The 16,915-nt window shown below is 70.1% G+C and carries 16 protein-coding genes; 15 read left to right on the top strand and 1 reads right to left on the bottom strand.

What is annotated here, in order from left to right:
- Positions 1-76 precede the first annotated feature (76 nt).
- From OG331_RS10770 to OG331_RS10700, 15 genes are all read left to right on the top strand, one after another.
- A complete protein-coding gene (locus OG331_RS10770; protein ID WP_406194409.1) occupies positions 77-1,006 on the top strand; it encodes an ABC transporter permease in 930 nt (309 codons plus the stop codon).
- Positions 999-1,778 (top strand): ABC transporter ATP-binding protein, encoded by a 780-nt coding sequence (locus tag OG331_RS10765; RefSeq protein ID WP_383600436.1) that lies wholly within the window; start codon positions 999-1,001, stop codon positions 1,776-1,778. The genes OG331_RS10770 and OG331_RS10765 overlap by 8 nt, the downstream gene beginning before the upstream one ends.
- Before the next feature lie 358 nt (positions 1,779-2,136).
- Positions 2,137-3,066: a squalene synthase HpnC gene (gene hpnC, locus OG331_RS10760; protein ID WP_406194407.1), complete on the top strand. Its 930-nt coding sequence runs from the start codon at positions 2,137-2,139 to the stop codon at positions 3,064-3,066.
- Entirely contained in the window at positions 3,063-4,013 is a 951-nt protein-coding gene (hpnD, locus tag OG331_RS10755; protein WP_406194404.1) for a presqualene diphosphate synthase HpnD, read from the top strand. The genes hpnC and hpnD overlap by 4 nt, the downstream gene beginning before the upstream one ends.
- On the top strand, positions 4,013-4,156 hold the full coding sequence (locus tag OG331_RS10750; RefSeq protein ID WP_406194402.1) for a DUF6380 family protein: 144 nt from the start codon (positions 4,013-4,015) through the stop codon (positions 4,154-4,156). Before hpnD ends, OG331_RS10750 begins: the two co-directional genes overlap by 1 nt.
- Positions 4,153-5,580: a hydroxysqualene dehydroxylase HpnE gene (gene hpnE, locus OG331_RS10745; RefSeq protein WP_406194399.1), complete on the top strand. Its 1,428-nt coding sequence runs from the start codon at positions 4,153-4,155 to the stop codon at positions 5,578-5,580. Before OG331_RS10750 ends, hpnE begins: the two co-directional genes overlap by 4 nt.
- Positions 5,581-5,651: 71 nt before the next feature.
- Complete coding sequence (locus tag OG331_RS10740; protein ID WP_406209908.1) at positions 5,652-6,716, top strand: polyprenyl synthetase family protein; 1,065 nt, start codon at positions 5,652-5,654, stop codon at positions 6,714-6,716.
- Between the two features lie 144 nt (positions 6,717-6,860).
- Complete coding sequence (shc, locus tag OG331_RS10735; protein WP_406194397.1) at positions 6,861-8,876, top strand: squalene--hopene cyclase; 2,016 nt, start codon at positions 6,861-6,863, stop codon at positions 8,874-8,876.
- On the top strand, positions 8,876-9,517 hold the full coding sequence (locus OG331_RS10730) for a 1-hydroxy-2-methyl-2-butenyl 4-diphosphate reductase (RefSeq protein ID WP_406194394.1): 642 nt from the start codon (positions 8,876-8,878) through the stop codon (positions 9,515-9,517). Before shc ends, OG331_RS10730 begins: the two co-directional genes overlap by 1 nt.
- A 5-nt stretch (positions 9,518-9,522) precedes the next feature.
- Positions 9,523-10,545, top strand: a complete 1,023-nt coding sequence (gene hpnH / locus OG331_RS10725) for an adenosyl-hopene transferase HpnH (protein ID WP_362381989.1) — start codon at positions 9,523-9,525, stop codon at positions 10,543-10,545.
- A gap of 4 nt (positions 10,546-10,549) precedes the next feature.
- On the top strand, positions 10,550-11,731 hold the full coding sequence (ispG, locus tag OG331_RS10720) for a flavodoxin-dependent (E)-4-hydroxy-3-methylbut-2-enyl-diphosphate synthase (protein WP_406194390.1): 1,182 nt from the start codon (positions 10,550-10,552) through the stop codon (positions 11,729-11,731).
- A 31-nt stretch (positions 11,732-11,762) separates the two neighbouring features.
- Positions 11,763-13,763: a 1-deoxy-D-xylulose-5-phosphate synthase gene (gene dxs / locus OG331_RS10715; RefSeq protein ID WP_406194387.1), complete on the top strand. Its 2,001-nt coding sequence runs from the start codon at positions 11,763-11,765 to the stop codon at positions 13,761-13,763.
- The gene (locus OG331_RS10710; RefSeq protein WP_406194384.1) at positions 13,760-15,145 is read left to right on the top strand and encodes an aspartate aminotransferase family protein; all 1,386 of its coding nucleotides are present in this window, start codon (positions 13,760-13,762) and stop codon (positions 15,143-15,145) included. The genes dxs and OG331_RS10710 overlap by 4 nt, the downstream gene beginning before the upstream one ends.
- Positions 15,146-15,222: 77 nt before the next feature.
- On the top strand, positions 15,223-15,879 hold the full coding sequence (locus OG331_RS10705; RefSeq protein ID WP_406194381.1) for a helix-turn-helix domain-containing protein: 657 nt from the start codon (positions 15,223-15,225) through the stop codon (positions 15,877-15,879).
- Positions 15,876-15,998 carry a DUF6126 family protein gene (locus OG331_RS10700; RefSeq protein ID WP_328420865.1) on the top strand — a complete coding sequence of 41 codons (123 nt, stop codon included), beginning with the start codon at positions 15,876-15,878 and terminating at the stop codon, positions 15,996-15,998. The genes OG331_RS10705 and OG331_RS10700 overlap by 4 nt, the downstream gene beginning before the upstream one ends.
- Positions 15,999-16,070: 72 nt before the next feature.
- Here OG331_RS10700 and OG331_RS10695 read toward each other — a convergent pair whose 3' ends face one another.
- Entirely contained in the window at positions 16,071-16,868 is a 798-nt protein-coding gene (locus OG331_RS10695; RefSeq protein ID WP_406194378.1) for a tyrosine-protein phosphatase, read from the bottom strand.
- Positions 16,869-16,915: the final 47 nt, after the last annotated feature.

Raw genomic sequence — 16,915 nt, 5'->3', positions numbered from 1 at the left:
ACCGGACCGTACCCCGGCCCCAGGTTCATGCCAGGCCCGCACAGGCTGCGCATCTCGAAGACGAAAGTTTCAACTGGTGAGTGAGACAACGCACGACGGCTCAGTCGCGGTGAGCGCGCCTCCGTCGCCCGACGAGGGACTCACGGCGGCCGAGCTGGCCGCCAAGTACGGGCTGTCCGTGAGCGGCGCCCGCCCCTCGCTGATCGAGTACGTCCGCCAGCTCCGGGACCGGCGTCACTTCATCCTCGCGTTCTCGCGGGCGAAGCTGACCGCCCAGTACAGCCAGGCGAAGCTCGGCCAGCTCTGGCAGGTGGCCACCCCGCTGCTGAACGCGGCCGTGTACTTCTTCATCTTCGGCCTGATCCTCCAGGCCGACCGCGGCATGTCCCGCGAGGTGTACATCCCGTTCCTGGTCACGGGCGTCTTCGTCTTCACCTTCACCCAGAGCTCGGTGATGGCGGGCGTACGCGCGATCTCCGGCAACCTCGGTCTGGTCCGTGCCCTGCACTTCCCGCGCGCCTCACTGCCGATCTCGTTCGCGCTCCAGCAGCTCCAGCAGCTGCTGTTCTCGATGATCGTGCTGTTCGCCGTGGCCCTGGCCTTCGGCAGCTACCCGGCGATGTCCTGGCTGCTGATCGTTCCGGTGCTCGTCCTGCAGTTCCTCTTCAACACCGGCCTCGCGATGATCATGGCCCGGGCCGGCTCCAAGACGCCGGACCTGGCGCAGCTCATGCCGTTCGTGATGCGTACGTGGATGTACGCGTCCGGCGTGATGTTCTCCATCCCGATCATGCTCGAGGGCAAGCCGGAGTGGATCGCGACCGTCCTGCAGTGGAACCCGGCCGCCGTCTACATGGACCTGATGCGTTTCGCGCTCATCGACGGCTACGGCTCCTCCAACCTGCCCGACCACGTCTGGGCGGTCGCACTCGGCTGGTCCGTGCTGGTGGCCGTCGGCGGCTTCGTGTACTTCTGGAAGGCGGAGGAGAGGTACGGCCGTGGCTGAGCAGAGGACGGATTCCCACATCCCCACCGTGATCGCGGACGAGCTGCACATCGTCTACCGCGTCAACGGCGCCAAGACCGGCAAGGGCAGTGCCACCGCCGCGCTCAGCCGCATCCTCAAGCGTGGCGAGGAGCGGGGCGTGCGCAAGGTGCACGCGGTCCGCGGCGTCTCCTTCGTCGCCTACCGCGGCGAGGCCATCGGCCTGATCGGCTCCAACGGCTCCGGCAAGTCCACCCTGCTGCGCGCCATCGCCGGCCTGCTCCCGCCCGAGACGGGCAAGGTCTACACCGACGGCCAGCCCTCGCTGCTGGGCGTGAACGCGGCGCTGATGAACGACCTCACGGGCGAGCGCAACGTCATATTGGGCGGGCTCGCCATGGGCATGTCCCGCGAGCAGATCAAGGAGCGCTACCAGGAGATCGTCGACTTCTCGGGCATCAACGAGAAGGGCGACTTCATCACCCTGCCGATGCGCACCTATTCCTCCGGCATGGCGGCCCGGCTGCGCTTCTCCATCGCCGCCGCCAAGGACCACGACGTCCTCATGATCGACGAGGCGCTGGCCACCGGCGACCGCAAGTTCCAGAAGCGCTCCGAGGAACGCATCCGTGAGCTGCGCAAGGAAGCCGGCACCGTGTTTCTCGTCAGTCACAACAACAAGTCGATCCGCGACACCTGCAACCGCGTCCTGTGGCTGGAACGTGGCGAGCTGCGGATGGACGGACCGACGGACGAGGTCCTCAAGGAGTACGAGAAGTTCACGGGCAAGTAGTCCACCCCGACATGGGCCGAGCGGCCCAGCAGGCTTGACCGGGCCCCGCCGGAACTGCCCCGGCGGGGCCCCGCGTCTGCAAAGGAAACGTCAACTTCGCCTGGCCCTGGGAAGCTTGACGCCAATCGGTGTGTTGTTGTGATGTGCAGGACACCCCCACGGGCCCCGCATCGTTGTACAACGTAAGCTGTACCGGTACCGAAACGCGGCAAGTAGGGCGATAAGGCACGACACCCCTCTCCCCGGGCTGCCGCGCGGACGTCCGGGCGGCGTGTCCGAAATAGTGCGCATTGGGTCTGCGGTGTAGAACGGGAGATGTGACGGCAATGGCTACGGAAACTCCCCAGCTCCACGCAGCATGTGCCGTCCCCGCGCAGGGCAGTCCACGGTGACGGGAAAATCCGCGCGCCCAGGTGACCCGGAGCGCGACACACTCGACAAGGCCGCCGCGGAGAACTTCCCCGTGGCGCCGTTCTTCCTGCCCAGGGCCTGGCGGACCGACCTCATGGCCGTCTACGGCTTCGCCCGCCTCGTGGACGACATCGGCGACGGCGACCTCGCTCCCGGCGGTGCCGACGCCCGTCTGCTCGGCGTGTCGCCCGAGGAGGCCGAGGACCGCCTCGCACTCCTCGACGCCTTCGAGGCCGACCTGCGCCGGGTCTTCGACGGCACCCCCGGCCACCCCCTGCTGCGCCGTCTGCAGCACACCGTCCGCCGCCGCTCACTCACCCCCGAGCCCTTCCTCGGCCTGATCGCCGCCAACCGCCAGGACCAGCTCGTCGGGCGGTACGAGACCTACGACGATCTCCTTGCCTACTGCGAACTGTCCGCCAACCCCGTCGGCCGGCTAGTCCTCGCCGTCACCGGCACCGGGACGCCCGAGCGGATCCGCCGTTCCGACGCGGTGTGCACCGCACTGCAGATCGTCGAGCACCTCCAGGACGTCACCGAGGACCTCGGCCGTGACCGGATCTATCTGCCCGCGCAGGACATGAAGCGTTTCCACGTCCAGGAAACCGACCTGGCGGCAAAAACAGCAGGCGCATCGGTGCGCGCACTGGTTGCATACGAAGCCGAACGTGCTCTGAACCTCCTGAATGAAGGCACCCCCCTGGTGGGTAGCGTCCACGGCAGACTCAAGCTGCTGCTGGCGGGTTTCGTGGCCGGGGGAAGGGCGGCGATCCGGGCGATCGCCGCCGCCGAATACGACGTACTTCCCGGCCCGCCCAAGGCCAGCAAGCTCCAGCTGCTGCGCGAGGCGGGCGTGACTCTGCGAGGAGAGGGGTGATCCGGACCGTGGAGTCTGCACCACACGCGTCCGCACCGGTACTCGCCGCCTACAGCTACTGCGAGGCCGTCACGGGTCGACAGGCCCGGAACTTCGCCTACGGCATCAGGCTGCTGCCCACGCCCAAGCGCCGCGCGATGTCGGCGCTGTACGCGTTCTCGCGCCGCGTCGACGACATCGGCGACGGCGCCCTGAGCGGCGACGTCAAGATCGCCAGGCTCGAGGACACCCGGAAGCTGCTGACCCGGATTCGCGACGGAGCGGTCGCCGAGGACGACACGGACCCCGTGGCCGTCGCCCTCGCCCACGCCGCCGGCGCCTTCCCGATCCCGCTCGGCGGCCTGGACGAGCTCATCGACGGCGTCCTGATGGACGTACGCGGCGAGACCTACGAGACCTGGGACGACCTCAAGGTCTACTGCCGCTGCGTGGCCGGCGCCATCGGACGGCTCTCGCTCGGCGTGTTCGGCGCCGGACCCGGCGCGCGCGGCGCCGAGCGCGCGTCCGAGTACGCCGACACGCTCGGGCTGGCCCTCCAGCTCACCAACATCCTGCGGGACGTCCGCGAGGACGCCGAGGGCGGACGCACCTATCTGCCCTCCGACGACCTCGCGAAATTCGGCTGCTCGGCCGGCTTCAGCGGGCCGACCCCACCGGAGGGCTCCGACTTCGCGGGCCTCGTGCACTTCGAAGTGCGTCGGGCCCGCGCCCTTTTCGCCGAGGGCTACCGGCTGCTCCCCATGCTGGACCGGCGCAGCGGCGCCTGCGTCGCGGCGATGGCCGGCATCTACCTCCGCCTCCTCGACCGCATCGAGCGCGAACCGGAGGCCGTGCTGCGCGGCCGGGTCTCCCTGCCCGGGCGCGAGAAGGCCTACGTCGCGGTGCGTGGCCTGTCCGGTCTGGACGCCCGGCATGTGACCCGGCGGGCCATCAGGAGGCGTGCCTGATGGACATTCCGGTCCAAGGTGATGCCGCCGGTGAAAAGTGGCGGGCAACCCTCCGCTGCCGGGCCGCGTCCCTGACTGAGACGACCGGCCGTGCAGCGTTCAAGCACCTGCACGGCGGTCGGGCAGGGGAGGGTGCACGATGACCGACGGCACGCCGCCACAAGGGTCGCTCGCCGACATCCCGTCAGGCTCCGGGAAGGACGCCGTCGTGGTCGGCGGCGGGCTCGCCGGCATCACCGCCGCGCTCGCCCTCGCCGACGCCGGAGTGCGCGTCACCCTGATCGAGGGCAGGCCGAGGCTCGGTGGCCTGGCCTTCTCCTTCCAGCGCGGCGACCTGGTCGTCGACAACGGCCAGCACGTCTATCTGCGCTGCTGCACCGCCTACCGCTGGTTCCTCGACCGGATCGAGGGCACGGCGCTGGCACCGCTGCAGGACCGGCTCGACGTGCCCGTGATCGACGTCGAACGGCCCGAGGGGCGGCGCCTGGGCAGGCTGCGGCGCGACGCGCTGCCCGTACCCCTGCACCTGGGCCGGAGCCTGGCGACGTATCCGCATCTGTCGCTCGCCGATCGCGCCAAGGTCGGGCGTGCCGCGCTCGCGCTCAAGGGGCTCGACCTCGCCGATCCGGCCCTGGACACCCAGGACTTCGGCAGCTGGCTGACCGCGCACGGCCAGTCGGCGCGTGCCGTCGAGGCCCTGTGGGACCTGGTCGGGGTCGCCACCCTGAACGCGGTCGCGGGCGGCGCCTCGCTGGGGCTCGCCGCGATGGTGTTCAAGACCGGTCTGCTGTCCGACCCGGGCGCGGCCGACATCGGATGGGCGCACGTCCCGCTGGGCGACCTGCATGACCGGCTGGCCCGCAAGGCGCTCGACTCCGCGGGCGTTCGTACCGAGGTCCGTACACGAGTCACCTCCATCTCCCCTGACGAGAACGGACGTTGGAGCGTACAGGTTCCCGGCGAGACGCTGCGGGCGGACACCGTCGTGCTCGCCGTGGCCCAGCGTGAGGCCCACGACCTGCTGCCCGCGGGCGCCCTCGACGCTCCCGAACGGCTGCTGGAGATCGGCACCGCGCCGATCCTGAACGTGCATGTCGTCTACGACCGCCAGGTGCTCACCCGGCCGTTCTTCGCGGCGCTCGGCACCCCGGTGCAATGGGTGTTCGACCGCACCGCGGCCTCCGGGCTGCGGGACGGCCAGTACCTCGCCCTGTCCCAGTCGGCCGCGCAGGACGAGATCGACGCCCCCGTCGCCGCACTGCGCGAGCGGTATCTGCCGGAGCTGGAGCGGCTGTTGCCCAGGACACGGGGCGCGCAGGTGAAGGATTTCTTCGTGACCAGGGAGCGCACGGCGACGTTCGCTCCCACTCCCGGCGTCGGGCGGCTGCGGCCCGGCGCTCGTACCAAGGCACCCGGTCTGTATCTGGCCGGAGCGTGGACCGCCACAGGGTGGCCCGCGACCATGGAGAGTGCGGTCCGCAGTGGCGTGAGTGCGGCCGGCGCCGCGCTGAGCGCCCTGGGCCGGCCCCGCCCCAGCCACCTCTTCGACGTAGAGGAGGCGGCGTGATGCTGAACCAGCACACGGCGGCAGGCCCCCGCACCCCCGGTACCGCAACAAGAGGAGAGAACGTGCCCACTGTGCCCCCGGCCTCGAAGGCCGCTCGAGAGACCGCGGTCGACGTGACCGCGCTCCTGGAGCGCGGTAGGACCCTGGCCACGCCGGTACTGCGGGCGGCGATCGACCGCCTGGCCCCTCCCATGGACACCGTTTCCGCCTACCACTTCGGCTGGATCGACGCCGACGGCAAGCCCACGGCCGGCGACGGCGGCAAGGCCGTACGTCCCGCCCTCGCGGTGCTCTCCGCCGAGGTCACGGGCGCCGCGCCCGAGGTCGGCATCCCCGGTGCCGTCGCCGTCGAACTGGTCCACAACTTCTCGTTGCTGCACGACGACCTGATGGACGGCGACGAACAGCGCCGCCACCGCGACACCGTCTGGAAGGTGCACGGCCCCGCGCAGGCCATCCTCGTCGGCGACGCCCTGTTCGCCCTCGCCAACGAGGTCCTGCTGGAGCTCGGCACCGTCGAGGCCGGCCGCGCCACCCGCCGCCTGACCACCGCGACCCGCGCGCTCATCGACGGCCAGGCGCAGGACATCTCCTACGAGCACCGCGACCGTGTCAGCGTCGAGGAGTGCCTGGAGATGGAGGGCAACAAGACCGGCGCCCTGCTCGCCTGCGCCAGCTCGATCGGCGCCGTGCTCGGCGGCGCGGACGACCGCACCGCCGACACCCTGGAGAAGTACGGCTACCACCTGGGCCTCGCCTTCCAGGCCGTCGACGACCTCCTCGGCATCTGGGGCGACCCCGTCTCCACCGGCAAGCAGACCTGGAGCGACCTGCGCCAGCGCAAGAAGTCCCTGCCGGTCGTGGCCGCGCTCGCGGCGGGCGGGTCCGCCTCCGAGCGGCTCGGCGAGATCCTCGCCGCCGACGCCAAGAGCAGCGACTTCGAGAACTTCTCCGAAGTGGAGTTCGCCGCCCGCGCCGCCCTCATCGAGGAGGCGGGCGGCCGTGAGTGGACCGCCGACGAGGCACGCCGTCAGCACGCCGTCGCCGTCGAGGCCCTCGACGCCGTCGACATGCCCGACCGGGTGCGGGACCAGTTCACGGCACTCGCCGACTTCGTCGTCGTACGAAAGAGATGAGCACCACCGGGCGAAAAGAGATGATCAGTATCGGTCGAATAACCCTCGCTTAGTCGCCGGCCGGTGCAGCGTGAACGAGCGCACCGGCCGACGGCGGACCCACAGCAGACGCACTACCCAGGAGCACTGCACGAAGGGGAAGCCATGACAGCGACGACCGACGGAAGCACCGGGGCACTGCCACCCCGGGCAGCCGCGGCCAGCGACACCGACAGCGAAACCCCCGTGGCGGCCGGGGTCCACGAAGCCGCCGTACGCGCCGCCCGGCGCGCCACCGACTTCCTGCTGGCGAAGCAGGACGCCCAGGGCTGGTGGAAGGGCGACCTCGAGACGAACGTCACCATGGACGCCGAGGACCTGCTGCTCCGTCAGTTCCTGGGCATCCGCGACGAGAAGACCACACAGGCCGCCGCGCTCTTCATCCGGGGCGAACAGCGCGAGGACGGCACCTGGGGCACCTTCTACGGCGCGCCCGGCGAACTCTCCGCCACCATCGAGGCGTACGTCGCCCTCCGCCTGGCCGGTGACGCGCCCGACGCCCCGCACCTGGCGAAGGCCTCCGCCTGGATCCGCGAGCAGGGCGGCATCGCTGCCGCCCGCGTGTTCACCCGGATCTGGCTGGCCCTGTTCGGCTGGTGGAAGTGGGAGGACCTGCCCGAACTCCCGCCGGAGCTCATCTACTTCCCCAAGTGGGTGCCGCTCAACATCTACGACTTCGGCTGCTGGGCCCGGCAGACCATCGTCCCGCTGACGATCGTCTCCGCGAAGCGTCCGGTACGGCCCGCGCCCTTCCCGCTCGACGAACTGCACACCGACCCGGCGAACCCCAACCCGCCCAAGCCCCTGGCCCCGGCGGCCAGTTGGGACGGGGCCTTCCAGCGGCTCGACAAGGCACTGCACCAGCTGCGCAAGGTCGCCCCGCGCAAGCTGCGCAGAGCGGCCATGAACAGCGCCGCCCGCTGGATCATCGAGCGGCAGGAGAACGACGGCTGCTGGGGAGGCATCCAGCCGCCGGCGGTGTACTCGGTCATCGCCCTGCACCTGCTCGGCTACGACCTTCAACACCCCGTGATGCGCGAGGGGTTGGCATCGCTGGACCGTTTCGCCGTCTGGCGCGAGGACGGGGCCCGGATGATCGAGGCGTGCCAGTCCCCGGTCTGGGACACCTGCCTCGCGACCATCGCGCTGGCCGACGCGGGTGTGCCCGCCGACCATCCGCAGCTCGTCAAGGCCGCCGACTGGATGCTGGGCGAGGAGATCGTCCGGCCCGGCGACTGGGCGGTCAAGCGTCCCCAACTTCCCCCGGGCGGCTGGGCGTTCGAGTTCCACAACGACAACTACCCCGACATCGACGACACCGCCGAGGTGGTCCTGGCGCTGCGCCGGGTCAAGCACCACGACCCGGAGCGGATGGAGCGGGCGATCGGGCGCGGGGTGCGCTGGAACCTCGGGATGCAGTCGAGGAACGGAGCGTGGGGCGCGTTCGACGTCGACAACACCAGCCCGTTCCCCAACCGGCTGCCGTTCTGCGACTTCGGGGAGGTCATCGACCCGCCGTCGGCGGACGTCACGGCCCACGTGGTGGAGATGCTGGCCGTCGAGGGCCTCGCCCACGACCCGCGCACCCGGCGCGGCATCGAGTGGCTGCTCGCCGAGCAGGAACCGGACGGCTCGTGGTTCGGGCGCTGGGGCGTCAACTACGTCTACGGCACCGGATCCGTCGTACCCGCCCTGGTGGCGGCCGGCTTCCCGGGCTCGCACCCGGCGATCCGCCGCGCGGTGAGCTGGCTGGAGTCCGTCCAGAACGACGACGGCGGCTGGGGCGAGGACCTGCGCTCCTACAAGTACGTCAAGGAGTGGAGCGGCAAGGGCGCCTCCACGGCCTCGCAGACCGCGTGGGCGCTGATGGCGCTGCTGGCGGCGGGGGAGAAGGACTCCAAGGCCGTCGAGCGCGGCATCGAGTGGCTCGCCGCCACCCAGCGGGAGGACGGTTCCTGGGACGAGCCGTACTTCACCGGCACCGGCTTCCCCTGGGACTTCTCGATCAACTATCACCTCTACCGGCAGGTCTTCCCGCTCACCGCACTCGGCCGGTACGTCCACGGGGAGCCCTTCGCCGAGAAGCCCAAGGCATCTCTCGCCGAGGTCAAGGTGAGCTGATGACCCCACAGCCCGCCCCGGCCCCGCTGCTGATCGCCTGCGCGCTCGGCATCGAGCAGTTCGCCCTGCGCACGAGCGACCGCGGCGGTGCCGGCGGGCCCGTCACCGTGCTGCGGACCGGCATGGGCCCCCGGGCGGCCGAACGCTCCGTCACCAGGATCCTGGCCGACCCGGCCCTCAGCGATGCCGCCGTGCTCGCCACGGGGTTCTGCGCGGGGCTCGCCCCCGGTATGCACCCCGGCGATCTGGTCGTCGCCGAGGAGACCCGGGATCCGGGTGGAACCATTCCGTGCGTCGGGACCGACCTACTCGTCAAAGAGCTCGCGCGGACCATTCCGGGCCGCACCGTCCACACCGGACCCCTCACCGGCTCCGATCACATCATCCGTGGTCAGGAACGGTCCGATCTGCTCTCGACCGGCGCAATCGCGGTCGACATGGAATCGGCGGCCACGCTCCTGAGCGCCGTGCGCGCGGGCGAGCGCCCGGTTGCGGCCGTCCGGGTGGTCGTGGACGCTCCAGAACATGAACTCGTCCGGATCGGCACGTTGCGCGGTGGAATATCGGCTTTCCGCGTCCTTCGTTCCGTTCTACCCGCATTCTTTGAATGGCACCGTTCTTTGCTGCTCCCCAGGAGGTGAGCCAGATGGCCATGCCGCTGCGTCAGTCCATCAAGGTCGCTACTTATTTGGCCGAACAAAAGCTCCGCCGGCGGGACAAGTTCCCGCTGATCGTCGAACTGGAACCGCTCTTCGCCTGCAACCTCAAGTGCGAGGGCTGCGGCAAGATCCAGCACCCGGCCGGAGTACTCAAGCAGCGCATGCCGGTGGCCCAGGCCGTAGGGGCCGTGCTCGAATCCGGTGCGCCGATGGTGTCCATCGCCGGCGGTGAGCCGCTGATGCATCCGCAGATCGACGAGATCGTGCGGCAGCTGGTGGCCAAGCGGAAGTACGTCTTCCTGTGCACCAACGCCCTGCTGATGCGCAAGAAGATGGACAAGTTCAAGCCCTCGCCCTATTTCGCCTTCGCCGTGCACATCGACGGCCTGCGCGAGCGCCACGACGAGTCCGTGGCCAAGGAAGGCGTCTTCGACGAGGCCGTGGAGGCGATCAAGGAGGCCAAGCGGCGCGGCTTCCGGGTCACCACCAACTCGACCTTCTTCAACACCGACACCCCGCAGACCATCATCGAGGTGCTCAACTTCCTCAACGACGACCTCAAGGTCGACGAGATGATGATCTCGCCCGCCTACGCCTACGAGAAGGCCCCCGACCAGGAGCACTTCCTCGGCGTCGAGCAGACCCGCGAGCTGTTCAAGAAGGCCTTCGCGGGCGGCAACCGCAGGAAGTGGCGGCTCAACCACTCGCCGCTGTTCCTCGACTTCCTCGAGGGCAAGGTCGACTTCCCGTGCACCGCGTGGGCGATCCCGAACTACTCGCTGTTCGGCTGGCAGCGCCCCTGCTACCTGATGAGCGACGGGTACGTCCCGACGTACCGCGAGCTGATCGAGGACACCGACTGGGACAAGTACGGCCGCGGCAAGGACCCGCGCTGCGCCAACTGCATGGCGCACTGCGGCTACGAGCCCACCGCCGTCCTCGCCACCATGGGCTCGCTCAAGGAGTCGCTGCGCGCCATGCGCGAGACGGTCTCCGGAAACCGGGAGTGACGCCATGACCGCCATCTCCTTGGGCGTTCCCGAGGTACCCGTCCGGCCGATCGCCGAGCGGCGTGTGTCGCGGCAGATCCAGGTCGGCCCGGTGGCGGTCGGGGGCGGTGCCCCTGTGTCGGTGCAGTCGATGACGACGACGCGTACGTCGGACATCGGCGCCACTCTCCAGCAGATCGCGGAGCTCACGGCTTCCGGTTGCCAGATCGTGCGCGTGGCGTGTCCGACGCAGGACGACGCGGACGCGCTCGCCACGATCGCCCGCAAGTCCCAGATCCCGGTGATCGCGGACATCCACTTCCAGCCGAAGTACGTGTTCGCGGCGATCGAGGCCGGCTGTGCGGCGGTCCGCGTGAACCCCGGCAACATCAAGCAGTTCGACGACAAGGTCAAGGAGATCGCGCGGGCGGCCAAAGTCCACGGCACGCCGATCCGCATCGGCGTGAACGCCGGCTCGCTGGACCGCCGTCTGCTCCAGAAGTACGGCAAGGCGACGCCGGAGGCCCTGGTCGAGTCGGCGCTGTGGGAGGCGTCGCTCTTCGAGGAGCACGATTTCCGGGACATCAAGATCTCGGTGAAGCACAACGACCCGGTCGTGATGGTCGAGGCGTACCGGCAGCTCGCCGCGCAGTCCGACTATCCGCTGCACCTCGGCGTGACGGAGGCGGGCCCGGCGTTCCAGGGCACGATCAAGTCGGCCGTGGCCTTCGGGGCGCTGCTGTCCCAGGGCATCGGCGACACCATCCGCGTGTCCCTCTCGGCCCCGCCGGCCGAGGAGGTCAAGGTGGGCATCCAGATCCTGGAGTCCCTGAATCTCAGGCAGCGGCGGCTGGAGATCGTGTCCTGCCCGTCGTGCGGGCGTGCGCAGGTCGACGTCTACAAGCTGGCCGACGAGGTCACGGCGGGCCTGGAGGGCATGGAAGTGCCGTTGCGGGTCGCCGTCATGGGGTGTGTGGTGAACGGCCCCGGTGAGGCGCGGGAGGCGGACCTGGGGGTCGCCTCCGGCAACGGCAAGGGCCAGATCTTCGTCAAGGGCGAGGTCATCAAGACCGTCCCCGAGTCCAGGATCGTCGAGACGCTGATCGAAGAGGCGATGAAGATCGCCGAGCAGATGGAGCAGGAGCAGGACGGGGCCGCATCGGGCGCCCCCACCGTCACGGGGAAACCGGCAGTGACGGTGAGTTGAAGCTAGGCACGGACCGAGAGGGGGCCCGAGCGTGACGATTCTGGAGAGCATCCGGGGACCACGCGACCTGAAGGCGCTGTCCGAGGCGGAACTCGGTGACCTGTCCGACGAGATCAGGGAGTTCCTGGTGCACGCGGTCGCCAGGACCGGTGGACATCTCGGGCCCAATCTGGGGGTGGTGGAACTAACCATCGCGCTCCACCGGGTCTTCGAGTCACCGGTCGACCGCATCGTCTGGGACACCGGTCACCAGAGCTACGTACACAAGCTTTTGACGGGGCGTCAGGACTTCTCCAAGCTGCGCGGCAAGGGCGGCCTGTCCGGCTACCCGTCACGCGAGGAGTCCGAGCACGACATCGTCGAGAACAGCCACGCCTCCACCGCGCTCGGCTGGGCCGACGGCCTCGCCAAGGCACGCCATGTGCAGGGCGAGAAGGGGCACGTCGTCGCGGTGATCGGCGACGGGGCGCTGACCGGCGGCATGGCCTGGGAGGCGCTCAACAACATCGCGGCCGCCAAGGACCGGCCGCTGATCATCGTCGTCAACGACAACGAGCGCTCGTACGCGCCCACCATCGGGGGCCTCGCCAACCACCTGGCCACCCTGCGCACGACCGACAGCTACGAGAAGGTCCTGGCCTGGGGCAAGGACGTACTGCTACGGACACCGCTGGTGGGCAACACGATCTACGAGTCGCTGCACGGCGCGAAGAAGGGCTTCAAGGACGCCTTCGCACCGCAGGGCATGTTCGAGGACCTGGGTCTGAAGTACGTCGGCCCGATCGACGGGCACGACATCGGCGCCGTCGAGTCCGCGCTGCGGCGGGCCAAGCGCTTCCACGGGCCCGTGCTGATCCACTGCCTCACGGAGAAGGGGCGCGGCTACGAACCCGCCCTCGCCCACGAGGAGGACCACTTCCACACCGTCGGGGTGATGGACCCGCTGACGTGCGAGCCGCTCGCGGCGTCCAACGGACCGTCCTGGACGTCGGTGTTCGGCGACGAGATCGTGCGGATCGGCGAGGAGCGCGAGGACGTCGTGGCGATCACGGCGGCCATGCTGCATCCCGTCGGGCTCGGCAAGTTCGCGGAGCGGTTCCCGGACCGGGTCTGGGACGTCGGGATCGCCGAGCAGCACGCGGCCGTGTCGGCGGCGGGGCTCGCGACGGGCGGGCTGCACCCGGTCGTCGCCGTCTACGCGACCTTCCTGAACCGCGCCTTCGACCAGCTGCTGATGGACGTCGCGCTGCACGGGTGCGGGGTGACCTTCGTACTGGACCGGGCCGGCGTCACGGGCGCCGACGGGCCGTCCCACAACGGCATGTGGGACATGTCGATCCTCCAGGTCGTGCCGGGGCTGCGGATCGCCGCGCCGCGCGACGCCGACCAGCTGCGGGCGCAGCTGCGGGAGGCGGTGGCCGTCGACGACGCGCCCACGCTGGTGCGGTTCCCCAAGGAGTCGGTCGGACCGTCGATCCCGGCGGTCGACCGGGTGGGCGGCCTGGACGTGCTGCACCGGGACGAGGGCGAGCCGGAGGTCCTCCTGGTTGCCGTCGGCGTGATGGCGCCGGTGTGCCTCCAGGCCGCCGAACTGCTCCAGGCACGCGGCATCAACTGCACCGTCGTCGACCCGCGTTGGGTCAAGCCGGTCGACCCCGCTCTCGCGCCGCTCGCCGCCGAGCACCGGTTGGTGGCCGTGGTCGAGGACAACAGCCGCTCGTCCGGAGTCGGCTCCGCCGTGGCGCTCGCGCTGGGCGACGCCGAAGTCGACGTGCCCGTAAGGCGGTTCGGCATCCCGGAGCAGTTCCTCGCGCACGCCAAGCGGGGCGAGGTGCTCGCCGACATCGGGCTCACGCCCGTGGAGGTCGCCGGACGGATCAGCGCGAGCCTCGCGCTCAAGGAGGCCGAGGGCGGCCACGGCGGTCGTACCGGCAGCGACCGGGGTCGTGCCGGCGGTCATGACGGTCGTGCCGTCGTACCGGCCAAGAAGAAGGCAGCCAAGGGGAAAGCAGTCAAGGAGAAAGCCGAATGACCACGGAGTTCGACCTCGGCCGCCTCCTCGCCGAGCGCGGAGCCGAGCGCTACGAGCTGCACTCCAAGTACCTCAACCACCAGCTCCCGCGCATGCTGCACACCATCGGCTTCGACAAGGTCTACGAGCGGGCCGAAGGCGCGTACTTCTGGGACGCGGACGGCGACGACCACCTGGACATGCTCGCCGGGTTCGGGGTGATGGGCCTGGGGCGCCACCACCCCGTCGTCCGCAAGGCGCTGCACGACGTCCTCGACGCCCAGCTCGCCGACCTCACCCGGTTCGACTGCCAGCCGCTGCCCGGGCTGCTGGCCGAGAAGCTGCTCGCACACAGCCCGCATCTGGACCGGGTGTTCTTCGGCAACAGCGGTACGGAGGCGGTGGAGACCGCGCTGAAGTTCGCGCGGTTCGTCACCGGCAAGCCGCGCATCCTGTACTGCGACCACGCCTTCCACGGGCTGACCACCGGCTCGCTGTCGGTCAACGGCGAGTCCGGCTTCCGGGACGGCTTCGCCCCGCTGCTGCCCGACACGGCCGTACCGCTCGGCGATCTCGACGCCCTGGCAAGGGAGTTGAAGAAGGGCGACGTGGCCGCCCTGATCGTCGAGCCGATCCAGGGCAAGGGCGTGCACGAGGCCCCGCCCGGCTATCTGCGGGCCGCCCAGGAGCTGCTGCACCAGCACAAGGCGCTGCTCATCGCCGACGAGGTGCAGACGGGGCTCGGCCGGACCGGCGACTTCTACGCCTATCAGCACGAGGACGGTGTCGAGCCGGACCTGGTGTGCGTGGCCAAGGCGCTCTCCGGCGGATATGTACCGGTGGGCGCCACCCTCGGCAAGGACTGGATCTTCAAGAAGGTCTACTCGTCCATGGACCGCGTGCTGGTCCACTCGGCGAGCTTCGGGTCCAACGCACAGGCCATGGCCGCCGGGCTCGCCGTGCTGTCCGTCATCGAGGACGAGCAGATCGTCGCGAACGCGCGGGCGACCGGGGAGCAGCTGAGGTCCCGGCTCGCGGCACTGACCGACAAGTACGAGCTGCTCGCCGACGTCCGCGGCCGGGGCCTGATGATCGGCATCGAGTTCGGCAGGCCCGACTCGCTGAAGCTGCGGAGCCGCTGGACCATGCTGCAGGCCGCGCGCAAGGGCCTGTTCGCGCAGATGGTCGTCGTACCGCTGCTGCGGCGGCACCGGATCCTCACCCAGGTCTCCGGGGACCACCTGGAGGTGATCAAGCTGATCCCGCCGCTCATCATCGGCGAGCGCGAGGTGGACCGGTTCGTCGACGCCTTCACGGACGTGATGGATGATGCCCACAGTGGGGGCGGGCTGATGTGGGACTTCGGCAAGACCCTGATCAAGCAGGCGGTCGCCAACCGCTGACACCCGGGGCCACGGGCATTTTTGCCTCTGAGACAAGAAGTTTGCCATAGAGGCAATACTCCGGCTGAATGGAGAGCATGAGCTCTCCCGAGACCGAGCCAGAGCCCGACAGTGGGGTCGCGGCCAAGGCTGATGCGACCGGGCTGGTCGATGCCCTGCCCGCCGTCGCGCCCCAGCTGCGCGCGCTGCGCCGCCGTGCCTCCCTCACGCTGGAGGCCGCGGCCCGCTCGGCCGGCCTGTCGCCCGCGCACCTCTCCCGCCTGGAGACCGGGCAGCGTCAGCCCTCGCTGCCGATGCTGCTCGCGCTCGCACGCATCTACGGTACGACCGTCTCCGAGCTGCTCGGCGAGACGGTCGCCGACCGGGACGCCGTGGTGCGTGCCGCCGACATGGAGCCGACCGCGGCCGGCGGCTGGACGTACTGGCAGGCGGGCGCGTCAGGGCGTGGGATGCAGGCTCTGCGCGTCCACGTGCCGTACGGCTCGCAGGGCGACATCGTGCGCGTGCATCCCGGCGAGGAGTGGCTGCACGTCCTCAAGGGGCGGTTGCGGCTGCGCCTCGGGGACGCCACGCACCGGCTCGCGCCCGGCGACAGCGCGCACTTCGACTCGCTCACCCCGCACCGGATCGCCGCCCTCGACCAGGACGGGGTCGAGCTCCTGTTCGTCCACACCCTGCTGCAGAGCCCCACGGCCACGCTGTGTCTGGGCCCCACCCCTGGAGAGACGCCATGAGCGACATGGAGGAGAAGTTCCCGCGAGCCCTGTGGGTGCGGCTCATCATCTACATCGCGGTGGGGCACGTCTTCGCGGCGTTCATCTACCTGCTCTTCGAGATGGGCGCGCAGCAGTAACCGGGCGGAAGCAGCCGGGGCGGAGGCCGCGCGGCGTGTTCACACAGCGCGTGCGCCGCCGGCCGCCCGGCGTCAGTCGAGCAGACGTTCCCGCAGCCGCTCCCGGGTCTCCGGGGTGAGCCCGAGGCCCTGCTCCAGGTAGGTGTCGACGCCGCCCCACGCCTCGTCGATCGTGTCGAAGGCCGCCGTCAGATACTCGGCCCGCGCGTCGAACAGTGGGCTGAGCAGCTCCATGACCTCCGGCGAGTACGCCGAGGCGTCGCTGCCGCTGCGGCGCACCTTGTAGCGGCGGTGCTTGGCGTTGGACTCCAGATAGTCGGCGACGACCGCCTCGCGCTCGACGCCGAGGGCGAGCAGCGTCACGGCGATGGACAGGCCGGCGCGGTCCTTGCCGGCCGCGCAGTGCATCAGGGCGGGGACGCTGTCCTGCGCGAGTGAGTGCAGCACCTGGGAGTGCTCGGCGGTGCGCTCCTTGATGATCATGCGGTAGGAGGCGATCATCCGGTCGGCGCCCTTGCCGTCGGCCAGGATCTCGCGGAGCTGGTCCAGGTTGCCGTCCCGGACCATCTTCCAGAACTCGGCGCCGTCCGCGGGGTCCGACAGCGGCAGGTTCACATTGCGCACGCCCCGCAGCTCCACATCGGCGCCTTCCAGCTTCTGGTCGGCCGCGTTGCGGAAGTCGAAGATCGTGTGCAGCCCCAGGGTGTCGAGGAAGGCCGCGTCGTCCTCGGTCGCGTGCGCGAGGTGGCCGCTGCGGAACAGAACCCCGTGCCGCACCCGCCGTCCGTCCACCGTCGGCAGTCCGCCCACATCACGAAAGTTGCGAACTCCGGCCAGCTCGGGCTCGGTCGACGGGATCTGCTGCGTCACGGGGGCTCCTCCCAGTCGGCCCCGTCGACGCGGCTCGGCGATGCGGC

It is taken from the genome of Streptomyces sp. NBC_01017 (assembly GCF_045162795.1).
Taxonomy (GTDB): Bacteria; Actinomycetota; Actinomycetes; order Streptomycetales; family Streptomycetaceae; genus Streptomyces; species Streptomyces machairae.
The sequence above is the reverse complement of the archived record's forward strand: the minus strand, read 5'-3'. Positions and strand labels throughout refer to the sequence as shown.

Bases quoted from the DNA above. Each gene is read 5' to 3' on its own strand.
- shc (WP_406194397.1), top strand. From the start codon at position 6,861: ATGACAGCGACGACCGACGGAAGCACCGGGGCACTGCCACCCCGGGCA.
- hpnH (WP_362381989.1), top strand. From the start codon at position 9,523: ATGGCCATGCCGCTGCGTCAGTCCATCAAGGTCGCTACTTATTTGGCC.
- OG331_RS10700 (WP_328420865.1), top strand. From the start codon at position 15,876: ATGAGCGACATGGAGGAGAAGTTCCCGCGAGCCCTGTGGGTGCGGCTC.
- OG331_RS10750 (WP_406194402.1), top strand. From the start codon at position 4,013: ATGGACATTCCGGTCCAAGGTGATGCCGCCGGTGAAAAGTGGCGGGCA.
- OG331_RS10710 (WP_406194384.1), top strand. From the start codon at position 13,760: ATGACCACGGAGTTCGACCTCGGCCGCCTCCTCGCCGAGCGCGGAGCC.
- OG331_RS10730 (WP_406194394.1), top strand. From the start codon at position 8,876: ATGACCCCACAGCCCGCCCCGGCCCCGCTGCTGATCGCCTGCGCGCTC.
- hpnC (WP_406194407.1), top strand. From the start codon at position 2,137: ATGTGCCGTCCCCGCGCAGGGCAGTCCACGGTGACGGGAAAATCCGCG.
- ispG (WP_406194390.1), top strand. From the start codon at position 10,550: ATGACCGCCATCTCCTTGGGCGTTCCCGAGGTACCCGTCCGGCCGATC.
- OG331_RS10705 (WP_406194381.1), top strand. From the start codon at position 15,223: ATGAGCTCTCCCGAGACCGAGCCAGAGCCCGACAGTGGGGTCGCGGCC.
- hpnE (WP_406194399.1), top strand. From the start codon at position 4,153: ATGACCGACGGCACGCCGCCACAAGGGTCGCTCGCCGACATCCCGTCA.